Genomic DNA, 7567 nt, shown 5'->3' with positions numbered 1-7567 from the left:
TTTCCTCCGCACCATCTTCGCCGATGCCGGATACCAGGGACCACGTGCGGCCAGTGCGGCGCGGCGCAGCGGCCGGTGGCGGCTGCACATTGTGCGTCGCGCCGAGGGCGCGCGCGGCTTTGTCGTGTTGCCCAAGCGGTGGATTGTTGAGCGGACGCTGTCATGGCTGACACGCTGCCGCCGTCTCGCGCGCAACCTCGAAAACCTGGTGCGAAGCTCGGTTGCCCTGATCCGCTTGGCGATGATCAAGCTGATGGCAAGGCGCTTGGCACGCTCATAAACTTCTCGGACGGGCTCTAAGTGGCCGGGCAGCGGGCAAAGGGCGCTTTGCGGCGTTTGCCATCTGACTCGATGCTATGGTGCGGAAGTTGAAGTGCATCCGCTAGCGAGTCCAATAAAGGTTGATCGGGCCAGAGTTCCTGGCTGCATGCAATTTTACTGGCGCTACCTGCTTGCGCATCCTATGGTGCGCTCGCTTCCCGCAGGCAAAAAGAAGGCGACGCCCGCAAAGCGAACGCCGCCGAGTTTAGGGAGGAAACGTCCAAGAAAGGCCAGCATCGCGGCGGAAGCCGTGATGCTGCGCTGCATCAATTAGCCTCCCGCTCTGCGGATTGCAATAGGCTTGGCTTGGGTGTGGCCTCTGGTGGGTCATCCTTCTGTTTCGGTATGTAGAAAGTACATCCGCGGCGTCCACTTCCAGCGTGGCCGGGTGCCAGATCGTGGAGGCGGGGCCGTCTAGCGCCTCCGGAACAGGCGGATAATCTGACGCAGCACGGCCAGTTTGGAGAGAAGTCTCAACATAGCTTGGGTTTCGCTTTCATGGGGTGGGTGGCATTGACGTTGCTCATAATCCGCAACGCTCCAATCGGCGCACAGATGCGCGGGGATCACGCTGGCCGCAAGCGCACGTAGGTCTGCTCCCTTTCTCGGATCAACCTCGCGGCGGTCTCTGGGTACCTCTGCCCGAGTTGGTTAAGTTTGACGCGCCTCGATCCCTCATCGGGGACGACGCCCTCTCATCTCTTGCTTGCAATGCCGATGGTCTGGGCAGCGGCCATTCCCGAGGCGCTGGCTGAGCAGGCGCCTACCACTCATGTGAGCCATTCAGGGAGGCCGCTCGCCCGCGGCACCACCGCACGTTGCCGCTGTCAGTCGGCATGCCGTCCACGGATACGGAAAGCAGTCGGTGACTGACCGCCTCCGTATGATCAGGAAGGTGGCCTGCCGGCTGTTCGCCGGAGCTTCATGGTGGCCCGCAGCAGGCGCCAACATGATTGCCTCACCGATGACTTCAATGCATCCAGAAGACTCCCTGATGCGTTTCCGTGCAATGAACACAGTGATGGTACAGGCTTGGGATGCCAGGGTTGTGCATCTTCTGAACAAGCTGCCAAGGCGGGTTCAGGCTGGCGTGACGTGGCTGCGATACCCTCCGCGGAAGGCGGTGCGGCTGCTCGTATCTGCCTTCCTCATCCTGGGTGGTACGCTCTCCATCCTTCCAGTCCTCGGACTATGGATGTTGCCACTTGGGTTGGCGCTCATGAGCGACGACATCCCGCGGCTCAAGGTCTGGCTTGAGCGTGCCGCGCGATGGATCGGGCGCATGTGGTGCCGAGTTCGTGGCCGACCCGCTGAGCGGTAGTGGAATCCAATACGCGCCTCGGAGGCACCCATCCGACCCCACCTTAAACTGCCCTAGGCTGCAACCTCCTCGCCATCATCCTCATCATCCACCGCCTCGTTCAGGTCATCATCCTGAGGTCCGCGGTGACGCCGGATTGCGCCATAAAGCCGCGCCAGGGCGGTCTGCGGGTCGGTGGTCAGCACCTTCACCCCGTTCGCAGCAAGGCCCCTTAGGAGTGCCGCTTGGGCGCCCTCTGGTGGCGCCTCATTCTTCGGCCCGGCGCATTGGTCGAGCACCCACAGTCCGTTGCCGACCCGGTGCAGCGCTACCAAGAGGCGCGGATCGTCGGCGACGAGATAGACGCCTGATCCGTCGATGAGCCGCAGATGGTGCTCGGCCGCTCCCCAGTTGTGCAGCGCAAGACAGTTTTGAAATTCCCTGCCGAGACGCTGAAGTTCGTCAGTGCTGGTGATCCGCCGATACGGCGCCGGCACTTCAAATCCGGGATCGGGTGCCGGGATACGCCCAAGGGCTCTTATCAGCCGCCGCACCAGGGCCGGCAGCCCAGCCCTTGGCGGAAAGCGAAGGTCGTTCTCTCCGACTGCCCTGTGCGCGCGGAGGAATGCCACCAAGCTGTCGGCGAACTCGGCATGGTATCGGTCACGCAGCGCGGCGAAGATCGCAGCCACCTCCGGGTCCATCACGGAAAGCGCTTCGCAGTAGGTGAGGCAGGCATCGTCGATCGCCTTGGCTTCGAGCATGGCATCGGCGAACGGACCGGCGGCGACTTTGCCAACCCTTCTGTAAAACTCCTGGCCGTGAACACGATCTCCCGCACGGTCGAGCGCTCGGTAGAGGCGCGACGGACTCCCCGGCAACGCAGCGGCGAGGAGATCGCGCGGGTTGCTGTCATTGATCACGCAGGCAACCTCGCCGTCCGGCCGGCACGCATCAGGTGCAAGATGGAGGAACGCCCCGACCGAATGCACGGCCTCGCGGGGTGCAACGATCAGCCGAGCGATGAGCATTGGCTTCACCCGGATTAGGGCAGCCATTCGGCCTGCATGCTCGCCGAAAGCAAGCAAGAGAGGAGCGCGTTCACGCGGAGGCTGGTCGCTTAGGTCGGTCATGCATCTTGCGTAGCCGAAAACCGAAATTCGGCAATGAAATCGCGGTCACGCTCCTGCGATTCCGATACGGAGAGGTGGCAGCTAACATCATTATGCCGTTAACGATCCCACCTGTGACGAACGAGCCTTGTCGAACCGGCTGAAGGCAGGATCATGACCGCCACAAATGTCACCGAACTGGTTGGCTGTACAATGCCGATCCAGACGCCGGAATGGGCTCGCTGGCGCCGCCCGAACTGGGCGCCGCTGTGTCGGAGGCGGGTAGCCTTGGCGTGCTCGGCACTGCCCGGGGCGGGTTAAGCCCGGCGACACTCTCGGCGATGCTCGACCGCCTACATGGGCTTACCTCCAAGCCGTTCGGGGACAACTTCATGGTCTCGCCGCTGCACATCCAGGGCGAACCCAACCGGCCACTGCTCGATCTCCATTGCATCGAGATCGCTGGCCGGTCGGCCAGAGCCGCGGAGTTCTCCTACGGCGAACCCGACTCAAGGCTGGTCGAGATGGTTTACGCAGGCAGCGCCTTGACCGCTTGGCAGGTAGGCTCCCAGGCATAAGCCATAGCGGCTGAGGCGGCTGGTTGCGACTTCGTGGTGGCTCACGGGATTGGTGCAGAGGGCAATGCCCGCGGCAACATTGGTACCTCCCCACAGCTTGAGGAGGTGCTAGATGCGATCGGGCTGCCGGTGCTGGTTGCGGCGAACATCGTCACGCGCTCTTGCGCAATGGAACCCCCGACTGGTGCTCCTTAGGGCCGGAATGTAGGGGGAGGGGGTGTCGCGGTTCGGGCTGGATGATGGCGCAGCCATGGCAGTGATGGTGAACTTTGCGGAGGTGCCGCTGATGGCTACTCGGCATCCCCTTTCTCCAACCATGTTTTGAGCATGGGCGGGAGGGGCTTCGAGGTCATTCTGCAAAGGCGGGTCACTGGCCCGTCGCCGCCATGACCAGCCTCAAGCTCCACGAAGCCTCCGGTGGCATCGAGGTCGTCAATGAGGTCCCAAACCGCAACGCGTAGTTGTGTGAGTTCATGATCAACCTCCTCAGCGTATTGGATGAGTTCTTGCTCCTCAAGCTTGGGTTGCTCTTCGCTCATCGGGGCACCTTCCTCTCACCATCCACCGCGGCGACGATGTTGCGCGCCATTCCCGACATGAAACACGCTTCGCCTCAGGCGGAACCTAAAGGTCCCGCCGCTGGTCGCTGCCCTGTTCCACCCGGCACCGCCCGCGCACTCCGGCCTGTACCCGATTTTCGTCGCCGATCCGCTATCAGCCTTTCGTCAATAAGAACGGACTAGCCGAGACCACCGCCCAGGCTGAACTGCGATTGTGATCAGTAACCGCGATACCCACGGCCGCTTGAATATCCGCCACTACCGTAGCTGCGGCTCGGTGCTGTCAGAGCACCGCCTGCGGCACCCACACCGCCACCAACAAGCGCACCTGTTCCAACGCTGCCACCCGTCAAGGCGCTCACGCCAGCACCCGCTCCTGCTCCAAGCAGGCCCCCCGAGACGGCGCGTCCGCCGGGGCTTGTGCCGCATGCCGTCAAGCTGAGTGAAACCAACCCGACGAGCAGCGCGGCTGTAAAGTTGCGCATCATATTACTCCTCCTTTGTGAAAGTAGGAGCTAAACGCACCAGCCCAGAAGAAGCCCCAACCGTAGCCTTCACAATGCGGTCGCCGTTCGGGAATGCGAAATGCCGTTGAGAAGTGACTTAACGGCTCCGCCCGGCTGCGCAGACCAACGGCCGCCGGATTTACCAGAGGGATGCTGGCTCAGAGCACTGACAAGGCATTATGTTAAAAGGCGCGGCCCGCAACCGAGCGCACCAGACAGTTTAGCTTGGCTACGTCCTGCTGTCGCCGATTTCAACGCGGCATGGGCCGCCAGCAATCAGGCGGTCACCGATTCTGTCATCCGCAGAACGCCTCGGTTACCATTCTCGGCGTGCGGTTTGATCTGTCCGCTTCGTCAAACCGACCTCCGCAACGGCATACGCTTGGCTCGCGTACGACTGGCTCCATTCCCATCTGGACGCGGCGACTGTAGCCCGGCACTTGCGTTGATCCTGAGAGGTGCGCGTCATGCAAACACGGTTTCACATGATCGTTCTTGTGGCCCTTCTTGGTACCCAGGCGTGGTCGCAGACGACCGAGACGCTACCGCCCATTGCTGGTCCCCCAGCAGCCCGACCACGCGCCGAGCCATACCCGGCCCAGCCTTTGTCGCCGCCCACGGCGCCATACCAGGGACAGCTTCCACCGCCTGTTCCCTTCCAGCCTGAACCCGACCAGCGTCATTCGGTCCCAATGCCGCGTGCTTTCACAGCGCAAGAGTTACAGGCGAGGGACGAGCCGGTTCGAATGAGGTGGCGCACCACGATTGAGGCAGAGTTCGCCGATTGGTGGGGGCGGTATGGTTGCTTCCCTCATCCTCGGCGGCACGAAGCGTGGTTCGACATGCTGGCTGAACGGCTCGGCGCCACCAGTCAACAGCAGCAGCATTCCCTCTATGGCTTGGTGATGGAGCGGGTTGAACTCTATGATCCGCCCCGAACCCAGTTCAGTGGGCTCCTGGGCGACACTGAGGACTGGGTTGGTGGCATGATGGGGTGGCGGGCGGCCGGTGACCGTTTCTGCCCACGCGGTTAGGCCAGCCACTCCGGCGCCTATACTGCGGGCGGCCGTGAGCGAGAAAGTTATACCCGTCGGCGCGACAAAAGTCTCACAGTTGCATTCACCAAGCACCCGGCATCAAGCCGGGGAGGGAGACGAACATGCGAGGGCGCCTCTGGGTGGCGGTCCTCTACGCCTGTCCTCAATGTGCCTTGGCTTTCGCTCAGGCTCGCGCCGAGGCCACCGTCCCCGTGGTCGCTGAGGTCGGCGTTGCCGCACCGCCCTTAGCCCTCCCGCCGAGACCACCTCTCCGAGTTCGACCCGATGTCGAGCGGACGAATTTCGGCTGGGTCGCTTTGCTCGGGCTAAGCAGCCTTACGGCAGCCAATCCCCAACGGAGGCCGCCAGCGCAAAGCGAGCGACGCTAACCACGAAACGGTGTCTAGCGCTGCTGGTAGTGGCAGTCCGCCCGGGTCCCCGGGCAGGTGGGGCCGACACGCTAGCCTGCATCGTGTTCGACCTTTACCGAAACGGAAGCAGAGGGAGGACATCATGGACAAGGATCGCATCTCAGGCGCGGCCAACCGGGCGGAGGGTGCCGTGAAGGGCGCCGTTGGCTCAGCGACCGGCAACACTAAGACGCAGGCCGAGGGTAAGATGGACAAGGCTAAGGGCGCGGCCCAGAGCGCGGCTGGTGGCGTCAAAGACGCGGCGCGCAATGCAACTGACAAGGCCAAACGCTGATCAGCCGGAGGTTTGCGGCGGCGTCTCAGCGCTCAGGTTTCCCATAACCCGATCCGGCTATCGACGGACCAGACCCGCGGCAATCGCGCTCCGGCGGGCATGAGGCCCCTCTCTACGGTTTCCGCCTGCTCAGCCTCTCCGCCTCCTGACGCGTTGGCGTCCGTCGAGTGCTCCTGGCTATAGCGGAGGCGCCCTCCGGGCAGGCCGGGCGACACGGGAGGAAGGGCCATGTACGTGGTGATCCGCAGGACCAGACTCAGCGGCTCCGCCGAGGAGGTGGTGCGACGGACGCGCGACCACATCGTGCCGCTCGTTGACAGACGGCCCGGCTTCCGCGGCTACTGCGCATTCGTCACGGAGGAGGGCAACACCGCCCTTTCGGTCGGCATATTCGACGACAAGGACGCGGCGATGCAGGCCGACCAGCGCGTGAGGGAATGGATCGAGGCCAACATGCGCGACCTCATGCCCGAGGCGCCGGAGGTTGTGGCCGGTGAGACCGTTTTTGACTCCATTGCACACGCGCAGGGGCAGATGACGGACCGACAGCAGGCCCTCTTTATTGTCGTCCGCACTTACCGCGGGCTACCTGGGCAAGCTGAGGCCATGCATTCGGCGGTAAGCCAGCACACGCTCCCAGCTATCATGGACGCACCGGGCTTCCGCGGCTTCTACGCCTTCCGGGACGAGGCCGCACCGGACCGCGCCATTTCCGTCTCGCTATTCGACAGCCGCGAGCATGCGACACACTCGCATGAGGAAGTGCTGAGCATCATGCGCGAGCAACTGGGCGAGATGGCGTACCGGGAGCCGCAGGTGACCATGGGTGAGACGGCGGTGCTGGCGGCGGTATAGGGCACCGTCGGGGAGACGTTCTTGGTCGGGCGGCGCTGCTGCGCAATGCTGCTAAAAGCCTCCGGCATCCCGGGCCATACTGCCCGGCTAGTTAGCCCCAGGCGCAGCCCGATCTAGCAGCCGCACGAGAATACGACGGCCGTCCGCCGGGTCCACCCAGACCCGCCCCGGCCGGGCGAGGGCGACCAGCAGCCGCATGCCCAAGCTCCGCCCATTGCAAGTTGCCGGGTCGAACCGGCTCTGTTGCACAAATGAGCTGACGGTTAGGGTTCCCCTTTCCCCGGACAGCCTCATCCTACGGCTTCGGTGACGGGTATTCCGAGCGCGGTGAAGCCGTTCAAGACGGCCACACGAACCTGGAACTCGGCGACCTGGCGGTCGAAGTCTCTTGCCGTCAGGCGTTGGCCCAAGAGTTTGATGCAGTGCATTTTGGTCTCTGCGCGGCTTCGGCGGTGATAGCCGCTCCATCGTCGCCAGATAGTCCGACCAAAGCGCCGCGATGCACGGAGGGCTTCATTTCGTGCGATCGCCCCGGCGCCATCGGCCTTCCAGGGTTTGGCGTTCTTTCGGGGCGGTATGATCGCGGCGGCGCC

8 protein-coding genes are annotated in these 7567 nt (G+C 63.5%); 4 read left to right on the top strand and 4 right to left on the bottom strand.

What is annotated here, in order from left to right; all coding sequences use genetic code 11:
- Nucleotides 1–280: IS5/IS1182 family transposase (locus tag EP26_RS28660; protein ID WP_043344426.1), on the top strand; the 280-nt coding region annotated here is incomplete at its 5' end.
- A 164-nt stretch (nt 281–444) separates the two neighbouring features.
- Here EP26_RS28660 and EP26_RS35740 read toward each other — a convergent pair.
- Entirely contained in the window at nt 445–588 is a 144-nt protein-coding gene (locus tag EP26_RS35740; protein ID WP_157033900.1) for a hypothetical protein, read from the bottom strand.
- Nucleotides 589–1695: 1107 nt separating this feature from the next.
- Nucleotides 1696–2652: a hypothetical protein gene (locus EP26_RS28655; RefSeq protein WP_043344424.1), complete on the bottom strand. Its 957-nt coding sequence runs from the start codon at nt 2650–2652 to the stop codon at nt 1696–1698.
- Nucleotides 2653–2966: 314 nt separating this feature from the next.
- Between EP26_RS28655 and EP26_RS28650 the strand changes: the two genes are divergently transcribed.
- Nucleotides 2967–3311 carry a nitronate monooxygenase gene (locus tag EP26_RS28650; RefSeq protein ID WP_084113103.1) on the top strand — a complete coding sequence of 115 codons (345 nt, stop codon included), beginning with the start codon at nt 2967–2969 and terminating at the stop codon, nt 3309–3311.
- 290 nt (nt 3312–3601) lie between these two features.
- On the opposite strand, the gene EP26_RS28645 is transcribed toward EP26_RS28650, so the two are convergent.
- Nucleotides 3602–3850, bottom strand: a complete 249-nt coding sequence (locus tag EP26_RS28645; RefSeq protein ID WP_043344420.1) for a hypothetical protein — start codon at nt 3848–3850, stop codon at nt 3602–3604.
- 2077 nt (nt 3851–5927) lie between these two features.
- Between EP26_RS28645 and EP26_RS28635 the strand changes: the two genes are divergently transcribed.
- Entirely contained in the window at nt 5928–6119 is a 192-nt protein-coding gene (locus EP26_RS28635) for a CsbD family protein (protein WP_043344416.1), read from the top strand.
- A 228-nt stretch (nt 6120–6347) separates the two neighbouring features.
- Nucleotides 6348–6974 (top strand): antibiotic biosynthesis monooxygenase family protein, encoded by a 627-nt coding sequence (locus EP26_RS28630; RefSeq protein ID WP_043344415.1) that lies wholly within the window; start codon nt 6348–6350, stop codon nt 6972–6974.
- Between the two features lie 290 nt (nt 6975–7264).
- On the opposite strand, the gene EP26_RS34045 is transcribed toward EP26_RS28630, so the two are convergent.
- On the bottom strand, nt 7265–7567 hold a 303-nt coding region (locus EP26_RS34045; RefSeq protein ID WP_342669134.1), incomplete at its 5' end, for a transposase.

The sequence above is a fragment of the Belnapia moabensis DSM 16746 genome (assembly GCF_000745835.1).
Taxonomy (GTDB): domain Bacteria; phylum Pseudomonadota; class Alphaproteobacteria; order Acetobacterales; family Acetobacteraceae; genus Belnapia; species Belnapia moabensis.
This window is presented reverse-complemented; position numbering and strand designations above follow the sequence as displayed.

What these genes read in the sequence shown, in the direction of transcription:
- EP26_RS35740 (WP_157033900.1), bottom strand. Translation starts at nt 588, where the DNA reads ATGCAGCGCAGCATCACGGCTTCCGCCGCGATGCTGGCCTTTCTTGGA.
- EP26_RS28655 (WP_043344424.1), bottom strand. Translation starts at nt 2,652, where the DNA reads ATGCTCATCGCTCGGCTGATCGTTGCACCCCGCGAGGCCGTGCATTCG.
- EP26_RS28650 (WP_084113103.1), top strand. Translation starts at nt 2,967, where the DNA reads ATGGGCTCGCTGGCGCCGCCCGAACTGGGCGCCGCTGTGTCGGAGGCG.
- EP26_RS28645 (WP_043344420.1), bottom strand. Translation starts at nt 3,850, where the DNA reads ATGAGCGAAGAGCAACCCAAGCTTGAGGAGCAAGAACTCATCCAATAC.
- EP26_RS28635 (WP_043344416.1), top strand. Translation starts at nt 5,928, where the DNA reads ATGGACAAGGATCGCATCTCAGGCGCGGCCAACCGGGCGGAGGGTGCC.
- EP26_RS28630 (WP_043344415.1), top strand. Translation starts at nt 6,348, where the DNA reads ATGTACGTGGTGATCCGCAGGACCAGACTCAGCGGCTCCGCCGAGGAG.